We start from the raw sequence: 16,657 nt of genomic DNA, 5'->3' as shown, positions 1-16,657 counted from the left end.
TCCGGCAGACCTTGTCTATCCTTCCCTGATCCAGGTTTGGTGCGTGTTCACGCAACCTGTTCAGGCCTCCTGCAGTACTGCGGAGAATGCAGCGGTGGGCTGAGGCGGGGCAGCGTGTGGAGCGAAGGCTCCCGGCAGGCTCGGCAGGGGAGGTGGCAAAGGCAGGGGTCTCGCCGGCAATGCATTGCCTGGGCCTGCTGTTCCGGGAACTGGTGTGACTGGAGGTGGTGTTCCAGGTTGGTTCGGGAGGCTTGCCGGGGCTGCCGGCTGCGAAAGCGGCGACGAGCGGGCCCGTCGCTGTCGCGGAGCTGGGGTGGGGAAGAGCTGCCGCAGGCCCTCCAGCCGTGCCTCCCGCGGTTCGCCGCTTTGCTCCCAGAGGCTTTCGAGGTAAAAGAAGGCAACCCCCAGCTGCCGTTCCCTGGCGGCCAGCACCTGGGACTGGATCAAGTCCATCGGTGCGGGTCTGGTGCGCTGACCGCTCATGATGCCGATGCCGGTGGGGATCTTCTGCAGGGTTTCCTGTACCTCCACCCGGCTGAGATGGGGTAGAAAGCTTTCGACATCGGGGCGATAGATCTGGATCAGGATCTCGTCTGCGATGTCGCGTCTCACCCAGGTGAGCCAGTCCTGCAGCTGCAGCTTGTAGGCAAAGTCGTAGTAATTCGGCGACACAGAGAAGATTGCCCCTGGTCGGCGAGCCTCCACCGCCTTCCGCAGCTGGCCCATGAAAGCCGTGATCTTGTCCGCCCGCCATTTCAGCCAGGCAGGATCCTGTGGAGTGGGAGGTGCTGATGCCGTGGAGGGTGCCTTTGAGTTCGGCTTCCTGGTCTCCTTTTCGTACAGCGCCAGCGTGAAGGGGTCGTAGCCGAAGTCCCTCGGCAGGCTCATGTGGTCGTCGAACTGGATGCCGTCCGCGTCGTACTGGCCCATGATTTCCAGCACCAGATCGGTGATCAGCTCCTGCACCTCGGGGCGGAAGGGATTGAGCCAGGACACTTTTCCGGCGGCGCTGATCGAGGTGAGGCCGCCGTCCTGTGTGCGGGTCAGCCAGCCGGGATGCCGCCGGGCCAGGAGTGAATCGGGTGGTGTCATGAAGCCGAACTCGAACCAGGGCACCACCAGAAGGCCATGGGAGTGGGCGGTCTCGATCAACTCGGCGAGGATGTCCTGGCCCTGCAGCCCGCGGTAGGTGAAGGTCTGCAGGCCGCGATCCTCCGAGACGCGGCTGGGGTAATAGGCGAAGCCGGAGTTCCAGACCACCGGATAGAGGGTGTTGAAGTTCAGCTCCGCCAGCTGGGCCACCGTCTGTCGCATCCGCTCCCGGTCCCGCATCACTCCCATGTCGTTGGCGGTGATCCAGACCCCCCGGATCTCGGTGGGACCGCCTGCGGTGGACGGCTGGGCGGCAAGCCGGGCTGGGAAGTGCAGGAGCAGCACCAGTCCCAAGGTCGCCAGCAACAGCAGCACCCAGAGTTGGCGGCCCATGTCGGAGAGTGGGCTGAGGTCAACGAACCCTAAGGCTTTGCTCTGTTGCTGGACTCAGACGGCCGCCAGCTTTTGGGAGCAAGATCGAATCCGCCATCGGCTGGGCCCCGGAGTCCCCTCCATCGCCCTGCCACCACCGCGCACAGCCCCTTGAGCCGACCGTCCATGCCCCTGATGCCGGGTTGATGGTGTCCTTCTCCCTGCTCGTTGAAATTCTGCCCCTTGCGGTGGGGGCGGCAGTGAGCCCATTGGTGCTGATCCTGCAGGTGATGCTCCTGGGCCGAAGCACGCAAGGCCTGGGCCCCAGCTGGGGTTTCGCTGTTGGCGCCACCCTGGTGGTGGCTGGCTGGACCCTGGCCGGATTATTGCTGGGCCATGCCCTGCCGCCCCGCACGCCCGGGCCTGACCCCGTGGCTGCGGTGGTGCACCTCGTGCTGGCGCTGCTGTTGTTGACCCTGGGCCTCGCCATTCAGCAGGGACGCCTCGTCCATTCCTCTGAGGCTGCTGGGCAGCCGGCCCCCACCAGCTTCAGCCGAGGTCTGCTGATCGGAACCGGCAGCATGGCCACCAACCTCACCTCGCTGGTGTTGTTTCTGCCAGCACTGCAGGATCTGGCCCGCGCCCAGCCGCCACTCCCGACCGAAGTGTTGCTGGTGAGTCTGATGGCCCTGATCACCCTGCTGCCCGCCCTGGCTCCACCGGCTCTGGTGTGGCTCTGGGGCGCCCGTGGCCGCCGAGCCCTCGATCGAATGGCGCCCTGGATGGCGCAGCGTCAGCGCCAGATCCAGGCGGTTCTGTGTTTTGGCTTTGCAGGATTCCTGGGGTTGAAGGGCGTCAGCGGCCTCTGAGGTTCCTCAACGGCCGTAGCCGCTCCACAGCTTCAATTGCTCGATCGTCTGCACGCCCTCAAGCCGCTTGCCAGCCATCTCCCAGGTGGGGAAGGCACGGATCTTGGCGTTGATGCAGCGCTGACGGCCGGCATCGTCTTTGTCGCACTCCACATAGGGCAGGCGATTGCCGGCTTCCTTGCCGAAGAGGCTCTTCTGTTTGAAGCAGGCCGGACACCACCAGGCGCCGTAGAACAGAACGCCCTTGGCACGCAGGTGTTCGGTGAGGGCCTTCTGTTCGGCGGTCGAAGCGTAAAGGGCCTCGCCAAGGCTGGGGGTGGTGCTGGCCTTGCCGGAGGGAGCGCTGCCGGCACTGGCCATGCCCACCAGCACGGTGCTGAGGCCGACCAGCAGTCCGGAGCGCAGGGTGCCGCGAGAAAACATGGACGAAACCTGGGCTTGCACGAGCTTAGGAACGGTGGCCTCCCATGCACAGGACTCGCGTTCGGCCTTCCGCCCACCCAGAGGCCGCACAGCATGGGCTGTGGCTGAGACACTGGGGCCGGCCGTTGTTCCGACTTGCCTGCGCTGCGATGAATGCCAACGGCTACCGCGACTACTTCAAGGTTCTGGGCGTGGAGCGCGGTGCCGATGCCGACACCATCAAGAAGGCCTTTCGGCGGCTGGCACGGCAGTACCACCCGGATGTGAATCCCGGAGACAAGAGCGCAGAGGCTCGCTTCAAGGAGGTGAGTGAGGCCTATGAAGTGCTCTCCGATCCCGACAAGCGGCGGCGCTACGAGCAGTTCGGTCAGTACTGGAGCCAGGTGGGAGGGCCCGCAGGGGGCGGTGGGCCCGGCATGGATGTCGACTTCGGCCGTTACGGCAATTTCGACGACTTCATCAACGATCTGCTCGGTCGCTTTGGCGGTTCCGGCGGGGCGCCGGGAGGTTTCGGGTTCGGCTCCGGTTTCCCCGGAGGCTTCGGGGGTGGCTTTCCTGGCCCCGGTGCTGCCACGGCCCGGGGCGGCGCCGCCAATCTCGATGCTGAAGCCAGCCTCAATCTCACCTACAGCGAGGCCTTTCGCGGCTGCGAACGCACCCTCGCGGTGAACGAGGAGCGGGTCCAGGTGCGTATTCCTGCCGGTGTGAAGGCCGGTAGCCGGCTGCGCCTCAAGGGCAAGGGCAATCTCCAGCCCGGCACGGGGCGCCGCGGCGATCTCTACCTGCAGCTCCAGCTGCAGGAGCATCCCGTCTGGAAACTGGATGGGGATCAGTTGCGGGCCGAGCTGCCCCTCAGCCTCGATGAGTTGGCCCTCGGCGGTGAGGTGCGCGTGGCCACGCCCGATGGCGAGGCTGCCGTCCAGGTGCCACCCGGCATGACCCTGGGCCGCAGCCTCCGCCTCAAGGGCAAGGGCTGGCCGGTGAAGGGGGGGCGCGGTGACCTGCTGCTCACACCCGTACTCAAGCTTCCTGAGGCGCTCAGCCCCGAGGAGCGCAGCTTGCTGGAGCAGTTGCGGCAGGCCCGCAGTGCCGATCCCCGCAGCGGCTGGATCCAGTCGGCGAAGCTCTGAGGGTTCCACCACGGCAGTGGTGCAGATCCCTGATCCGTAGGATCCGGCCAGCCCGTTTCCGTCCATGGAGCTCTCCTACCGCCCCCGCCGGCTGCGCCGCACCCCTGCGCTGCGGGCCCTGGTGCGTGAGCACCATCTGGCAGCGGCTGATTTCATCTATCCCCTGTTCGTGCATGAGGGGGCGACCAACGAGCCGATCGGCGCCATGCCCGGCTGCCAGCGTTGGAGCCTGGAGGGTCTGGTGCAGGAGGTGGGCCGCGCCTGGGATCTGGGCATCCGCTGCGTGGTGCTCTTCCCCAAGGTGGCCGATGGCCTCAAGACCGAGGACGGCGCCGAGTGCTTCAACGAGCACGGCCTGATCCCTCGCGCCATCCGCCGGCTGAAGGAGGTGCACCCCGGCATGACGATCATGACGGACGTGGCCCTCGATCCCTATTCCTGCGACGGCCATGACGGCATCGTCAGCGCCGAGGGGGTGGTGCTCAACGACGAGACCGTCTCGATCCTCTGCCGCCAGGCCGTGGCCCAGGCCCGCGCCGGCGCCGACCTGATCGGCCCCAGCGACATGATGGACGGCCGCGTGGGTGCGATCCGCGAGGCCCTCGATGAGGAGGGCTTCGAGCATGTGGGGATCATCAGCTACACCGCCAAGTACGCCTCCGCCTACTACGGCCCCTTCCGCGAGGCGCTCGATTCGGCGCCCCGCGCCACCAACAGCAAGCCGATTCCCAAGGATAAAAGCACCTATCAGATGGACCCGGCCAATGGCCGTGAATCCCTCACCGAAGCCCTGCTTGATGAGCAGGAAGGCGCCGACATCCTCATGGTGAAGCCCGGCCTGGCCTATTTGGACATCATCCATCGGCTGCGGGGCGAAACCGAACTGCCGATCGCCGCTTACAACGTGAGCGGCGAATACGCCATGGTCAAGGCGGCGGCGGATCGGGGCTGGATCGACGAGCGGGCCGTGGTGCTGGAAACCCTGCTCTGCTTCAAGCGGGCCGGTGCCGATCTGATCCTCACCTATCACGCCTGTGATGCGGCGGCCTGGCTGCGCTGACCCAGCACCCCACGGCACAGTCCACCCTGGCAAGGCCGAGAATGAAGCCAGCAACAGTTCCGGCAGGTTCCATGGCTCAGTCGGCGACCCACCGCCTCGGTCACGTGGCCCTGCGGGTGCAGGACATGGACCGTGCCACGGCGTTCTATGGCTCGCTTGGTTTTCGGCTCACCTGGGAGGCCGACGACTGGGCCTATCTCCAGAACCCCCGCAATGGCGACGGCATTGCCCTGCTGAGCCCCAGCTACAAGGCGGCCGGTCCCCACGTCGCCTTCCACTTCTGTGAGCGCTGCGAGGTGGAGGAGGCCCATGCCCGCCTGGCGGCGGCCGGTCATCCGGTGGGGCCGGTGCATGACCACCGCGACGGCACGGCGTCCTTCTACTTTCAGGATTCCGAGGGCAACTGGCTGGAGATGCTCTACGAGCCAGCCGCCGGCATCCCCTCCAACGTGCCGGGCCAGGCCCCGATTCCCGTGCCGCCGCTGGCGGCTGAGCGCAGTTGATCCAGTCCCCCAGTGCGCCCCAGTCGGCGGTGCAGCACGACACGCTGGAGCTGCTGGAGTGGCCGCGCCTGGCCGGCCATGTCGCCAGCTTCGCCAGCACGGCGGCCGGCCGCAGCCATTGCCTCGATCTGCCCCTGGCGCCGAGCTGCGCCGCCAGTCAGAGTCTGCTGGCAGAAACCACCGAGTTGCTCGGCCTCGATGGTCTTGTGGAGGGTGGGCTCAGTTTTCAGGGGGTTGGTGACATCGCCGCCACCGTGCTGCTCTGCGCCAAGGAGGGCACCGCCGATGGCGAATCCCTGCTGCTGGTGGCCTCCACCCTGGCGGCGGCCAGGCGCCTGCGGCGGCAGATCGAGGATCCGGAGCTGCGGCCCACCAGCTCGGCTCTGGTGGCGGGGCTGCGCACCCTGCCCGAGCTGGAGCAGCGCCTGCATTTCTGCCTGGAGGAGGGTGGCCGGGTGGCGGATCGGGCCAGTCCCCCCCTGACCGGTCTGCGACGCCAGCTGCAGGGAGTGCGTGGCGAGCGGCGCGAGCGACTTCAGGATCTGCTGCGGCGCCATGCCGCTCTCCTGCAGGACACGGTGATCAGCGAGCGCAACGGTCGGCCCGTGCTGGCCGTGAAGGCCGGTGCGGCCAGCCAGTTGCCCGGCCTGGTGCATGACAGCTCCGCCTCGGGTCAGACGGTGTTCCTGGAACCCCAGGCCGTGGTGGCCCTCGGCAACCGCATCCGCGAGCTGGAGGGTCAGGAACGGGACCTGGAGCGGGAGGTGTTGCGGCAGCTCAGCGCAGCGGTGGCCGAGGAAGCTGCGGCGTTGCAGCACCTCCAGGCGGTGCTCGTCCAGCTGGATGCCGCCCTGGCCCGCGCCCGATATGGCGCCTGGCTCGGGGCGGTGCGGCCCCAGCTGCTCGAGGATCCAGAAGCGGCCTTCGAGCTGCGTGAGCTGCGCCACCCCCTGCTGCTCTGGCAGGAGCGGCGCGAGGCTGGCGCGCCGGTGGTGCCGGTGAGCCTCACCGTGGGCAACGACCTGCGCGTCGTGGCGATCACCGGCCCCAACACCGGCGGCAAAACGGTGACGCTCAAAAGCGTGGGGCTGGCGGCCCTGATGGCGCGAGCCGGTCTGTTTCTGCCCTGCTCCGGCACTCCCCGGTTTCCCTGGTGCGCCCAGGTGCTGGCCGACATCGGCGATGAGCAGTCGCTGCAGCAGAGCCTCTCCACCTTCAGTGGCCACATCCGCCGTATCGCCCGCATCCTCGCGGCCCTCGGCCCCGAGGATGCGGGCGCTTCGCTGGTGTTGCTCGATGAGGTGGGGGCCGGCACCGATCCGCAGGAGGGGTCGGCCCTGGCGGCGGCGCTGCTCAAGCATCTGGCGGATCGGGCCCGGCTCACGATCGCCACCACCCACTTCGGTGAGCTCAAGGCCCTCAAATACGGCGATCCGCGCTTCGAGAACGCCTCGGTGGCCTTCGACGTGGAGACCCTCTCGCCCACCTACCGGCTGCAATGGGGCATCCCGGGGCGCAGCAATGCCCTGGCGATCGCCACCCGTCTGGGTCTGGAGCCTGCGGTGGTGCAGGCGGCGGCGGCCCAGCTCGAGCCGGCCGGTGAAGGCGAGGTGAACCGGGTGATCGAAGGTCTCGAGGATGAGCGCCAGCGTCAGCAGCTGGCGGCGGAAGAGGCGGCGGCCCTGCTGGCCCGCACCGAGCTGCTGCATGAGGAGCTGCTGCTGCGCTGGCAGCAGCAGAAGGAGCAGACCGCCGAGCTGCAGGAGCGGCGGCGGCTGGAGCTGGAGCACTCGATTCGCGACGGCCAGAAGGAGGTGCGCCGCATCATTCGCCGGCTGCGGCAGGGGGCGGCCCGCGATGGCGGTGGTTCTGCGGCCAGCCTGGGGGAAACGGCCCGCCAGGCGGGGCAGCGGCTCAAGACCCTGGAGCGGCAGCACCGGCCCCAGCCCGAGCGGCGTGACCATCGCGGCTGGCAGCCCATGGTGGGCGATCGGGTGCGGCTCCTGGCCCTGGGCAAGGCCGCCGAAGTGCTGGCCATCTCAGGCGATGGCCGCGAACTCAACGTGCGCTGCGGTGTGCTGCGGCTCACCGTCGATCTGACGGCGATCGAGGGGTTGCATGGCGAGAAACCCACCCTGCCGGAGCCTGCCGCTGCCGTGGTGCAGATCCGCAGCCGCCGCTCGCCCGCCAGCCGCGGGCCGGATGTGCGCACCGAGGGCAACACCGTGGACGTGCGGGGGATGCGCGTCCATGAAGCCGAGGCGGCGGTGGAGGAACACCTGCGCGGTGCCAATGGCCCGGTGTGGGTGATCCACGGCATCGGAACAGGCCGGCTCAAACGAGGGCTGCGCGAGTGGCTGGCCGGTGTGCCCTACGTGGAGCGGGTGGGCGACGCGGAGCAGGGTGACGGCGGCCAGGGCTGCACGGTGATCTGGCCCCGGTGATCGGGCTTGGGTGATCAGGCTGGAGCCATCAGATCCGTCCGACGTCTGGAAGCTTCGGCTCGTGGTCCATGGGGACCGGCAGGGGCATGGGCAGGGCCTCGCCGGAGGCATCGAAGAACCGCCAGCCGGTCGGCTCCACCTCCAGGTGGATGGTCTGGCCCGGAGCCAGGTGCTGTGAGGGATCGGCCCGCAACAGCACCAGATGGCTGGTCTCCTGCAACCGGCAACTGATCAGTTGCTCGTTGCCGAGCGCCTCGAGATGGGTCACCTCGGCCGGCAGGTTGCGGTTGGTGGCGGGGGCCAGCCGTAGATGTTCCGGCCTCAGTCCAGCGGTCAGGCTGCTGGCTGAGGCGCTCTCGGCATGGGCGGCCAGGGCCTGGGTGACCGGCCCCTCCACCAGAAAGCGGCGTGAGCCCAGTTGCACCTGATCCCCGCCCAGGGCGATCACCGGCAGCAGATTCATCGGCGGGCTGCCGATGAACTGGGCCACAAACAGATTGGAGGGCCACTGGTAGAGCTCCATCGGCGTGCCCAGCTGTTGCAGCCGGCCGGCGTTGAGCACGGCGATGCGGTGGCCCATGGTCATCGCCTCCACCTGATCGTGGGTCACATAGAGGGTGGTGGTGCCAAGGCGTCGCTGCAGCTCGACGATCTGGGCGCGGGTGCCGGTGCGCAGTTTGGCGTCGAGATTGCTGAGCGGTTCATCCATCAGGAACACCGCCGGCGAGCGTGCAATCGCCCGCCCCAGGGCCACCCGCTGCTTCTGGCCGCCCGATAGCTCCTTGGGACGACGCTGCAGCAGCGGCTCCAGCTCCAGGGTCTCGGCCACCTCGGCGATGCGCCGTTCGATCCGCTCCTCGCGCTCGGAGGGCACCCGCAGCAGGGGCGGCAGCTGGCGACTGGCCCGGTGCAGGGCGTCCTGCAGTTGCTGGGGCGCGCTGCGGGGGCGGCTGCGCCGCAGACCGAAGCCGATGTTGTCCGCCACGCTCAGGTGGGGATAGAGGGCGTAGCTCTGGAACACCATGGCCACGTCACGCTGGCCGGGCCGCAGCCGGCTCACCGGATTGCCGCCCACATAGATCTCGCCACCGCTGGGGGTCTCCAGGCCCGCCAGCAGCCGCAACAGGGTGCTTTTGCCGCAGCCGGAGGGGCCCACCAGCACCAGGAATTCACCGTCGGCGATGGCCAGGTCCAGCTGGCGCAGCACAGAGACGGGCTCACTTCCGCGCCGCGGCGGATAGGTCTTGCTGACCTGCTGGAATCGAACCTCGGCCAAACCAGCCCTGCGACCCGGCGATCCTAGGGTTGTCGATCGCGGAGGTCCCGGTTGCGGAGTTCCGGCAGCGTCGTTCGCCTTGCCCGTCCCCCTTGCAATTCATTGATCAGGCCCGCATTGCCGTTCAGGGCGGGCGCGGTGGCGACGGCATCGTGGCCTTCCGCCGTGAAAAGTATGTGCCGGCTGGTGGGCCATCCGGAGGCGACGGTGGCCGTGGCGGCCATGTGCTGCTGGTGGCGGACAGCAACCTCCAGACCCTGCTCGACTTCAAATACAAGCGGCTGTTCGCCGCTGATGACGGCCGCCGTGGTGGGCCCAACCGTTCCACCGGCGCCAGTGGATCGCCGTTGGTGATCAAGGTGCCCTGTGGCACTGAAGTGCGTCACCTGCGCACCGGCATCCTGCTGGGTGATCTCACCGAACCCGGCGACGAGTTGTTGGTGGCGGCCGGCGGCCGCGGTGGCCTCGGCAACGCGCACTACCTCAGCAACCGCAACCGGGCCCCCGAGAAGTTCACCGAAGGCAAGGAGGGGGAGCATTGGCCGCTGCAGCTCGAGCTCAAGCTGCTGGCGGAAGTGGGCATCATCGGCTTGCCCAATGCCGGCAAGAGCACTCTGATTTCGGTGCTGTCCGCAGCCCGGCCCAAAATTGCCGATTACCCCTTCACCACCCTGGTGCCCAATCTGGGTGTGGTGCGCCGCCCCACCGGTGATGGCACAGTCTTTGCTGACATCCCCGGCCTGATTGCCGGCGCAGCCCAGGGGGCGGGCCTGGGTCACGATTTTCTGCGCCACATCGAGCGCACCCGCCTGCTCCTCCATCTGGTCGATGTCGGTGCTCCTGATGTGGAGCGGGATCTGGCCGTGGTGGAGGAAGAGCTCAAGGCCTATGGCCACGGCCTGTCGGAACGGCCGCGGCTGGTGGTGCTCAACAAGCTGGAGCTGCTCGATCCCGAGGAGCTGGAGGCGCTGCGCCTGCGGATCGAAGCTCGCCTCGGCCAGCCCGTGCTGACGATCTCGGCGGCGATGGCCCAGGGACTGGAGCCCCTCAAGCAGGCCGTGTGGCAGGCACTGGGCGTGGGCTGAGCGGCCTCGGATCTGGGTTTGAGCGGCATCTGAGCTGCCTTGCTCGAGGCTGCTGCAGGGGCGCTGACTCTGACGGCGGAGGCTCTGCTCTGACTGGCTCGCTCCCAAAGACAATCCCCACAACGGCAGGCGTTGTGGGGCAGCAAAGCAAATACAGCCCCAGGAAGAGAGATCTCCCAATCAAGAAGCCTGGGATGGGGGAATGCTGCTTGCCGGGATGACGACTGAGCCTGGATGAGCCTCAGCCTGGACAAGCCTCAGTCGTCGTAGACACGGCATTCGGGGGCTTCAGGGTTCAGATCGCAATACACCTCCAGGGAGGTTGGATCCTTGCTCTCTTCGGGGTGGTGCTGCTTGTATTCCTGCAGATCGTGAAGTTCGCCCTCGAGGTGACGCAGCTTGGCGAGGTCGCCGGAGGCACGGGCCGCTTCGAGCTCAGTCTGATCCTTCTGGATGTGCTCGTCGATCGTGTTCATGCAAATGCCGGCCGTGGCGCACCGGAGATCATCGGTTCCACCTTACGGGCCATCACGGCATGGGTGGGCCTCTGTGCGCTGCTGCTGATCTGGTTCGGCGTGGCTATCAGCAAGGGCGTAGCCAGTGGAGGGCACGCGCATGGCACGCATCAGGCAACGGTTGGGCCGCCATTTCATCGATGAAGCTGGTCGCCTGTTCTGGATCAATGGCCAGGACGACCACTGCTACCTCTCCGAGCAGCGCCAGTGGCGCCGCGGCCTCAGCTTCGCCGAGATCCTCGAGTGGAAGCAGTGTGCGCCCAGTGGCCTGGTGAGTCAGCGATTCCCCTCGCCGCAGGCGGCCTGTGAGGCCTACGAGCACCGCCTGATCACCTGGGCGCACGACCTCTATCTGCGCCGTATGGGCGATCAGATGGCCCTCCACCGTGGAGCCGACGACTACAAACCCACGGCCATGAAGCTGGCTGAGGCTGCTGGTGCACCGGTTCGCGCCCAGCCCTGGCGTTTGCCGGAACCCCTCGGCCCGGTTTGCGGCTTGCCGCCCCGCGGCGCCGAAACCGGTTCGGCGGGTTCGATCGGTCTGGAGATGGCCCATCCCCGCCGTCGTCGCCGCTCAGGCTGTCAGCTCGCTCAGCTCTAGCCAGCGCTCCTCCGCCGCTCCGATCCGCTCGATCAGCTCGGCCAGCTCCTGGGTGAGGCTCTCCAGGGCGGTGTAATCCTCGCCGCCCCCGGCGAGGCGTTGCTCCAGGTCGCGGCGGCGTTCCTCGAAGAGGGGCAGATCCCTGTCCAGGTGCTCCAGCTCGCGGCTCTCCTTGAAGCTGCGGCGGCGGGCCCGTTCCGGTGCGGATGCGCGTGTCCCTGAGGTGGTGGCCGCCTGGGTCGCTGGAGTGACAGAACCGGGGTCCGGCGGGGCTTGGCCTGACCCTGCTGACTGGCGGTTGTTCTGATTGCCTCCCCGGTTGCCTCCCTGGTTGGCCCCTGCATCCTGGTCTCTGCGCTCGAGGTAGGCGCTGTAGTTCCCCTCGAAACGCCGCAGCTCGCCGTCTTCGAAGCTGAACAGCCGATCCACGGTGCGATCGAGGAAGTAGCGATCGTGCGACACCACCACCACACAGCCGCGGAAGTCTTCGAGGAAGTCCTCCAGCACGCTGAGGGTGTGCACGTCGAGGTCGTTGGTGGGTTCATCGAGCAGCAGCACGTTCGGCGCTTCGATCAGCAGCCGGCAGAGGTGCAGGCGCCGCCGCTCACCGCCGGAGAGCTTGCTGACCGGCTGATGCTGCTGGGCCGGTGGAAACAGGAACCGTTCCAGCAGCTGCGAGGCGCTGAGCTCCACCCCGTCCACGTCCACGCGGCTGGCGGCATCCTTCACCACATCGATCACCTTGCGCTCCAGGGCCGGTGTGCCGTCGGCGCTGGCCTGCAGCAGCACATCGCTGTGCTGATCGAAGTAGGCCAGCTTCACGGTGCTGCCCAGCTCCAGGCTGCCGCCGCTGGGCTGCCGCCGACCGGCGATCACCTCCAGCAGGCTGGATTTGCCGACACCGTTCGGACCGATGATCCCCACCCGGTCTTCGGGGCTGAAGTCGTAGCTGAACTGGCGCAGCAGGGTGCGGCCCTGCTCCCCTTCGACGCTGCTCACGCACAGATCCTCGGCCGTGATCGCCCGTTTGCCGAGGCGCCGGCTGTTGGTGGTGAGGCTCACCTGGCCGCGACCCTGGCGCGGCGGCGTCTCCCGCAGGGCCTCGATGCGCTGCAGGCGGGCCTTCTGCTTGGTGCTGCGGGCCTTGGGGCCCTGGCGCAGCCAGGCCAGCTCGCGCCGCAGGGTGCCCTTGAATTTCGCGGCCGTGGCGGCTTCGGAGGCCTCCTCCTCGGCCCGGTGCTTGAGATAGGTGGCGTAATTGCCCTCGTAGGGCCGGGCTTCACCCTGTTCCACGGCCACGATCCGCCGGGTCACCCGGTCGAGCACGTAGCGGTCGTGGGTGACGAGCACCAGCGCACCGGGAAAGCGGCCCAGATAGCTCTGCAGCCATTCCACCCCGTGGGCATCGAGGTGGTTGGTGGGTTCATCGAGCAGCAGCACGTCCGGTTCGGCCACCAGGGCGGCCGCCAGGGCCACCCGCCGGCGGAAGCCACCGGACAGATCACCGAGCCGCTGGTGGCCGTCGCCCAGCCCCAGCCGCTGCAGCACCTCGCGGCACTGCTGCTCCAGCTGCCAGCCGTTGCTGCGGTCCAGCTGGGCCTGGAGGTCGCTGAGCTCAGCCAGCCGCGCTCCGTCTTCGGGATTGGCCGCCACCGCATGGCTGAGCTGCTCGTAGCGCAGCAGCAGGTCGGCCTTCTCGCCGCAGTCTGCCCAGACCTGCTCGAGCACGGTGTTCTCGGGATCGAAGACGGGGTCCTGGTCCACCAGCACCACCCGGGTTCGGCTGGCGCAGCGCCGCTCGCCGCTGCCCAGGGGTTCGAGGCCGGCCAGCACCCGTAGCAGGGTGGATTTACCGGCGCCATTGGGGCCGATCAGCCCGAGCCGCTCCCGCTCCCCCACATGCAGGGTCAGGTTCTCGAACAGGGTGCGGATGCCGAAGTCCTTGCCGGCATCCACCAGGCTGATCAGGCTCATGGGTCAGGTGGGCTGCGGGGCGGGCCGGTGTTCAGCCTCGCAAGCCGTCGGCCGCCGGGGCCTGCCGTTGCCGCTCCATCTCCTCGAACACGCTCTTGTCGCCCACATCCGCAGCGGCCGGCATCGGGAATTTGCGCAGACACAACAGCAGCAGCAGGGCGCTTTCGGTTGCCAGCAGCGCCACCGTGGCGCCGGGATCGAGCAGGCCACTGAGACGGCCCAGCAGGGCCAGCGGCAGCAGCAGGGTCACACCGATGGCTTCGGGCCGCCGGAAGCAGAAGAACTCCTTGAAGCCCACCCCGGCCAGGGCCGCGAAGAAGGGGCCGATCGCCAGGATCCAGAGCGGCTGGCGTGCCAGCTCCGGCAGCATGGCGCTGGCACCGGCCTGGGCGGCCAGCGCGATTCCGCCCAGGCAGCCCAGCAGCCAGAACACCTGCAGGGCCCGGTGCAGGGGCCGCAGATAGATGTGAATCCAGCGCAGGGCCAGCCCCAGGCCCGCCGCCATCACCAGCAGCCAGGGCCAGACCAGATCCGGTCCCCACTGGCGCCACTGCAGCAGCAGGCCCAGCTGGCCGATGGCCACGGCCGTGAGGGCGAGCCGATAGCCCAGCACCTCACGGCGGTCGTCGGCCGTGATGGTGTAGGGGCCGTAGTAGCCCTCGTGGACGGCATCAGGACTCTGCATCGATCCTCTGGCAGGAAACGGCTGGGGTGCCGTTCACCAGTGTGGCCAGGGCCGGGCCTGCCGGGACAATGCCGGAGGGGTGCAGCGGAAACAGGCTGCCGAAGTAATCGGCCCGCCAGTGCTCCGGCCAGCAGGTGGCTGCCACACCGGCCAGGCCGTAGAAGCGCTGGCGCCAGCGCCACAGGGCCGGCAACTGCCACAGCGGCAGGCGGCTGCAGCCGAACAGGGGCGCGTAGACGAGCTCCAGGCGGATCAGGGTGGGAAACAGGATCACGTCCGCCAGGGAGGGCTCGCTGCCGCCGCAGAGCCAGGGGCCTGGGTTCCCGGCAGCTGGCGGCAGCTTGGCTTCGGCCGCGGCGAGGACCTCATCCGCGGCGCAGAGGGTGCTGAACAGGGCTGCCTCGGCCCGGTCGTAGGCCGCCTGGTTGCGGGCAAATCCGCAGCGGTACACGCCATCGTTGACGCTGTGCTGCAGCCGCTCTCGCCACTCCTGGATCAGGTTGGAGTGCGACGCCGGAGCCAGATCGCAGGCGCTGGAAGGTGCGGGCCATTGATTGAGCAGCTCGATCAGCACCGCGCTTTCGTTCACCAGGATCCGCCCCTCGGTGCGGCTGTAGAGGCAGGGCACCGTGGCGGGTCCGTGGGCCGGCGCTGCGCTGGCGCCAGGGGCACGGCGCTGGTAAAGCTCCGCCAGGGTGGAGCAGCCCTCGAAGGGTTCTGGAAAGCACCAGCGCCCTCCCCGTCGGTCGGGTTCCACCACCTGCAGCGTGATCGTGGCGTCCAGCTGGCGCAGGGTCCAGACCAGCCAGGCCCGGTGGGCCCAGGGGCAGCTGCGGCCCACGATCAGCACGTGGCTGCCGGCCTCGCCGGCCCGCGGCGGCAGGGGGGGCAGCTGGCCGTAGGCGGCGGCCGGACGCCGGTAGTTGCCCTCGGCATCAGCCGGCCCCAGACCGCCCATCAGCTGACGCCACTGCCATTCCCAGACCTGGCGAACCGCTTGCACCACGGGGGCGGGGGGGCGCATGACAGGGCAGCGGCAAGGTCCAACTCTCGGCCAGCGCTGCGCCAGGCTGGGCAGCGAGCGATCGTGCAGGCAGCCCATGAGCGGTGGTGACAGGGCTCGGGTGTTGGTGGTGGCAGGAACCCACGGCAACGAGCGCAATGCCCCCTGGTTGCTGGACGCCTGGCGGCGACAGCCGGCCCTGCTCGATCGCAGTGGACTGGCCTTGGAGCTGGTGCTGGGCAACCCCGAAGCCCATGCGTCGAACTGCCGCTATCGCGATCGCGACCTCAACCGCTGCTTCGTGCCGGACCTGCTGGACGATCCCGCCGAGGATGCCTACGAGATGCAGCGGGCCCGTGAACTGATCCGCCGCCACGGCCCCGAGGGGACGCAGCCCTGCCTGGTGGCGCTCGATCTGCACAGCACAACGGCAGCCATGGGCAACAGCCTGGTGGTCTACGGCCGGCGCCCGCCGGATCTGGCCTTGGCGGCCGCCCTGCAGGGAACGTTGGGTCTTCCGGTTTATTTGCATGAGGCCGATCCCCACCAGAGCGGTTTTCTGGTGGAGCGCTGGCCCTGCGGCCTGGTGGTGGAGGTGGGGCCGGTGCCGCAGGGGGTGGTGGTGCCGGCGATCTGCGTCCAGACCCAGCTGGCTGTGGAGGCGTCGCTGGCGGCCCTGGCGGCGGCGGGCCGCGGTCAGCTGCGTCTGCCGCGACAGCTGGTGGTGCATCGCCATCTCCTCATCCTCGATCTGCCCCGCCATCCCCATGGTGCTGTGGCGGCCTGCTTTGACCCGCGACGGATGCACCGCGATTGGCAGCCGATGTGGCCCGGTGATCCGCTTTTTCTGGGGGAAGAGGGGCAACCCCTTCCCTACGTGCCGCCACCGGGTCTGGAGTCTGAACCGGTCTGGCCGGTGTTCCTCAACGAGGCGGCCTATGGCGAGAAAGGGATTGCCCTGAGTCTGACCAGGCGTGAGAGTTGGCCGGTGGACAGCGCCTGGTCTGAGGCGCTCGGTGCCGTTGCCTCTCTCCTGGCACTCGAGCAGGAGTGACCTTGCTCTGGTCCCAGGCCTGCCGATCTCAGCTCTGAGGCGGTGCGGGATCAGACTCAACGGGCGCATCCCCGGGTTCCGTCTGAATGGGCGGCCGTGGCTCGCCGTTGTAGATCACGCTCACCACCTCGCGGCCATCCGGAGAGATCAGGATCTCGGTCTCCACCGTGGGCGGCAGATCAAGCTGTTCCCATCCGGGTTGTCCCCCCAGAAAGCGGAACAGGAATCCTTGAGCATCGGCCGAGATCAGGCAGTCATTGTCCTGCGAGGTGGAGCGGAACATGCAGGAGGCCGGCCGATAGACCCCGAGGCCGCCATTGAGCTTCACAGCCGCGTTGCGGGCCAGGTTGAGGGCGCGGATGCCGCTGTAAGGCGACGGCATTCCGTTGTCCAGTTGCGCTAAGCGGGTTTCGGCTGGAGCAGGGGCTTCAGCCAGCGGCGAGGTGGCCAGGGCCGCCGGGACAGCCAGGCTCAGGGGCGCAACTGCGGCCAGGGAACCCGCCAGGACAGCTTGCAGTGCCTGCGGGGACAGGGAGGCGCGCATGGGAGAAGGGAGAGAAGCGGAATGGCC

General features: G+C 68.3%; 16 protein-coding genes. 8 read left to right on the top strand and 8 right to left on the bottom strand.

All coding sequences use genetic code 11. The features are described 5' to 3' along the window. Positions 1–60 precede the first annotated feature (60 nt). A complete protein-coding gene (locus H8F26_RS01405) occupies positions 61–1,485 on the bottom strand; it encodes a glycoside hydrolase family 10 protein (RefSeq protein WP_197156975.1) in 1,425 nt (474 codons plus the stop codon). A gap of 185 nt (positions 1,486–1,670) precedes the next feature. On the opposite strand from H8F26_RS01405, the gene H8F26_RS01400 reads away from it, so the two are divergent. Continuing rightward, on the top strand, positions 1,671–2,333 hold the full coding sequence (locus tag H8F26_RS01400) for a GAP family protein (RefSeq protein ID WP_197156974.1): 663 nt from the start codon (positions 1,671–1,673) through the stop codon (positions 2,331–2,333). A 6-nt stretch (positions 2,334–2,339) separates the two neighbouring features. Here H8F26_RS01400 and H8F26_RS01395 read toward each other — a convergent pair whose 3' ends face one another. Further along, positions 2,340–2,756 (bottom strand): hypothetical protein, encoded by a 417-nt coding sequence (locus H8F26_RS01395; protein ID WP_197156973.1) that lies wholly within the window; start codon positions 2,754–2,756, stop codon positions 2,340–2,342. A 149-nt stretch (positions 2,757–2,905) separates the two neighbouring features. On the opposite strand from H8F26_RS01395, the gene H8F26_RS01390 reads away from it, so the two are divergent. The 4 genes from H8F26_RS01390 (at position 2,906) to H8F26_RS01375 (ending at position 7,893) form a co-directional block, all read left to right on the top strand. Beyond that, a complete protein-coding gene (locus H8F26_RS01390) occupies positions 2,906–3,886 on the top strand; it encodes a DnaJ C-terminal domain-containing protein (protein WP_197158896.1) in 981 nt (326 codons plus the stop codon). Positions 3,887–3,950: 64 nt separating this feature from the next. Further along, positions 3,951–4,946, top strand: a complete 996-nt coding sequence (gene hemB / locus H8F26_RS01385; RefSeq protein WP_197156972.1) for a porphobilinogen synthase — start codon at positions 3,951–3,953, stop codon at positions 4,944–4,946. Between the two features lie 71 nt (positions 4,947–5,017). Then, positions 5,018–5,449 carry a VOC family protein gene (locus H8F26_RS01380; RefSeq protein WP_197156971.1) on the top strand — a complete coding sequence of 144 codons (432 nt, stop codon included), beginning with the start codon at positions 5,018–5,020 and terminating at the stop codon, positions 5,447–5,449. Further along, entirely contained in the window at positions 5,449–7,893 is a 2,445-nt protein-coding gene (locus H8F26_RS01375) for an endonuclease MutS2 (RefSeq protein ID WP_197158895.1), read from the top strand. Before H8F26_RS01380 ends, H8F26_RS01375 begins: the two co-directional genes overlap by 1 nt. A gap of 28 nt (positions 7,894–7,921) precedes the next feature. Here H8F26_RS01375 and H8F26_RS01370 read toward each other — a convergent pair whose 3' ends face one another. Further along, positions 7,922–9,169 carry an ABC transporter ATP-binding protein gene (locus H8F26_RS01370; protein ID WP_197156970.1) on the bottom strand — a complete coding sequence of 416 codons (1,248 nt, stop codon included), beginning with the start codon at positions 9,167–9,169 and terminating at the stop codon, positions 7,922–7,924. Positions 9,170–9,261: 92 nt separating this feature from the next. Between H8F26_RS01370 and cgtA the strand changes: the two genes are divergently transcribed. Beyond that, on the top strand, positions 9,262–10,254 hold the full coding sequence (cgtA, locus tag H8F26_RS01365) for an Obg family GTPase CgtA (RefSeq protein WP_197156969.1): 993 nt from the start codon (positions 9,262–9,264) through the stop codon (positions 10,252–10,254). Positions 10,255–10,511: 257 nt separating this feature from the next. Here the strand turns inward: cgtA and H8F26_RS01360 are convergent, their stop codons facing one another. Then, positions 10,512–10,730, bottom strand: a complete 219-nt coding sequence (locus H8F26_RS01360) for a CP12 domain-containing protein (RefSeq protein ID WP_197156968.1) — start codon at positions 10,728–10,730, stop codon at positions 10,512–10,514. A gap of 139 nt (positions 10,731–10,869) precedes the next feature. Between H8F26_RS01360 and H8F26_RS01355 the strand changes: the two genes are divergently transcribed. Beyond that, on the top strand, positions 10,870–11,370 hold the full coding sequence (locus tag H8F26_RS01355; RefSeq protein WP_197156967.1) for a hypothetical protein: 501 nt from the start codon (positions 10,870–10,872) through the stop codon (positions 11,368–11,370). Here the strand turns inward: H8F26_RS01355 and H8F26_RS01350 are convergent. From H8F26_RS01350 to H8F26_RS01340, 3 genes are read right to left on the bottom strand one after another with little or no spacing between them, the layout of a single operon-like run. Then, the gene (locus tag H8F26_RS01350; RefSeq protein ID WP_197156966.1) at positions 11,344–13,344 is read right to left on the bottom strand and encodes an ABC-F family ATP-binding cassette domain-containing protein; all 2,001 of its coding nucleotides are present in this window, start codon (positions 13,342–13,344) and stop codon (positions 11,344–11,346) included. The genes H8F26_RS01355 and H8F26_RS01350 overlap by 27 nt on opposite strands. A gap of 31 nt (positions 13,345–13,375) precedes the next feature. Beyond that, a complete protein-coding gene (locus H8F26_RS01345; RefSeq protein WP_197156964.1) occupies positions 13,376–14,029 on the bottom strand; it encodes a DUF2301 domain-containing membrane protein in 654 nt (217 codons plus the stop codon). Continuing rightward, the gene (locus tag H8F26_RS01340) at positions 14,016–15,053 is read right to left on the bottom strand and encodes a glutathione S-transferase C-terminal domain-containing protein (RefSeq protein ID WP_197156963.1); all 1,038 of its coding nucleotides are present in this window, start codon (positions 15,051–15,053) and stop codon (positions 14,016–14,018) included. Before H8F26_RS01340 ends, H8F26_RS01345 begins: the two co-directional genes overlap by 14 nt. Positions 15,054–15,129: 76 nt before the next feature. On the opposite strand from H8F26_RS01340, the gene H8F26_RS01335 reads away from it, so the two are divergent. Next, a complete protein-coding gene (locus H8F26_RS01335; protein ID WP_197156961.1) occupies positions 15,130–16,086 on the top strand; it encodes an aspartoacylase in 957 nt (318 codons plus the stop codon). 28 nt (positions 16,087–16,114) lie between these two features. Here the strand turns inward: H8F26_RS01335 and H8F26_RS01330 are convergent, their stop codons facing one another. Beyond that, on the bottom strand, positions 16,115–16,630 hold the full coding sequence (locus tag H8F26_RS01330; protein WP_322758373.1) for a hypothetical protein: 516 nt from the start codon (positions 16,628–16,630) through the stop codon (positions 16,115–16,117). Positions 16,631–16,657 lie beyond the last annotated feature (27 nt).

It is taken from the genome of Synechococcus sp. CBW1006, from assembly GCF_015840525.1.
In the GTDB taxonomy this organism is placed as follows: Bacteria; Cyanobacteriota; Cyanobacteriia; order PCC-6307; family Cyanobiaceae; genus CBW1002.
This window is presented reverse-complemented; position numbering and strand designations above follow the sequence as displayed.